This is a genomic window from Halomonas sp. KX33721, assembly GCF_001596805.1.
GTDB lineage: Bacteria > Pseudomonadota > Gammaproteobacteria > Pseudomonadales > Halomonadaceae > Vreelandella > Vreelandella aquamarina.
The window spans coordinates 1-1,235 of the sequence record NZ_LVIA01000098.1 but is presented as its reverse complement, the minus strand read 5'-3'; the positions used below and the strand labels follow the sequence as shown (position 1 = coordinate 1,235).

1 rRNA gene is annotated in these 1,235 nt (G+C 54.6%); it reads right to left on the bottom strand.

Going from position 1 to position 1,235, the window contains the following annotated elements:
• A 23S ribosomal RNA gene (locus A3220_RS16535) occupies nucleotides 1–1,235 on the bottom strand; the annotation flags it as partial.

Genomic DNA, 1,235 nt, shown 5'->3' with positions numbered 1-1,235 from the left:
AGTCAAACTACCCACCACACACTGTCCTCGATCCGGATCACGGACCTGAGTGAGAACGCCAATGATGCCAGGCTGGTATTTCAAGGTTGGCTCCACCCGAACTGGCGTCCGAGGTTCTAAGCCTCCCAGCTATCCTACACAGGCAACATCAGCGTCCAGTGTGAAGCTATAGTAAAGGTTCACGGGGTCTTTCCGTCTAGCCGCGGGTACACCGCATCTTCACGGCGATTTCAATTTCACTGAGTCTCGGGTGGAGACAGCGTGGCCATCATTACGCCATTCGTGCAGGTCGGAACTTACCCGACAAGGAATTTCGCTACCTTAGGACCGTTATAGTTACGGCCGCCGTTTACCGGGGCTTCGATCAAGAGCTTCGGACGAATCCTAACACCATCACTTAACCTTCCGGCACCGGGCAGGCGTCACACCCTATACGTCCGCTTGCGCGTTAGCAGAGTGCTGTGTTTTTACTAAACAGTTGCAGCCACCTGGTATCTTCGACCGGTTCGGGCTGAAGGAGCAAGTCCTCTCACCCTACGCCGGCGTGCCTTCTCCCGAAGTTACGGCACCATTTTGCCTAGTTCCTTCACCCGAGTTCTCTCAAGCGCCTTGGGATTCTCACCCTGACCACCTGTGTCGGTTTGGGGTACGGTCGCACATGATCTGAAGCTTAGAGGCTTTTCCTGGAAGCGTGGCATCAATGACTTCGACACCGTAGTGTCTTCGTTTCGTGTCTCGGCCTTGGAGGGTCCCGGATTTACCTGAGACCCCAGCCTACTCACTTTCACCAGGACAACCAACGCCTGGCTCACCTAGCCTTCTCCGTCCCCCCATCGCAATCATGTCCGGTACGGGAATATTGACCCGTTTCCCATCGACTACGCCTTTCGGCCTCGCCTTAGGGGCCGACTCACTCTGCTCCGATTAGCGTCGAACAGAAACCCTTGGTCTTCCGGCGAGGGAGTTTTTCACTCCCTTTATCGTTACTCATGTCAGCATTCGCACTCGTGATACCTCCAGCATGCTTCTCAACACACCTTCATCGGCTTACACGACGCTCCTCTACCGCTCATTCCTAAGAATGAACCCGTAGCTTCGGTACCTGGTTTAGCCCCGTTACATCTTCCGCGCAGGCCGACTCGACTAGTGAGCTATTACGCTTTCTTTAAAGGATGGCTGCTTCTAAGCCAACCTCCTAGCTGTCTGAGCCTTCCCACATCGTTTCCCACTTAACC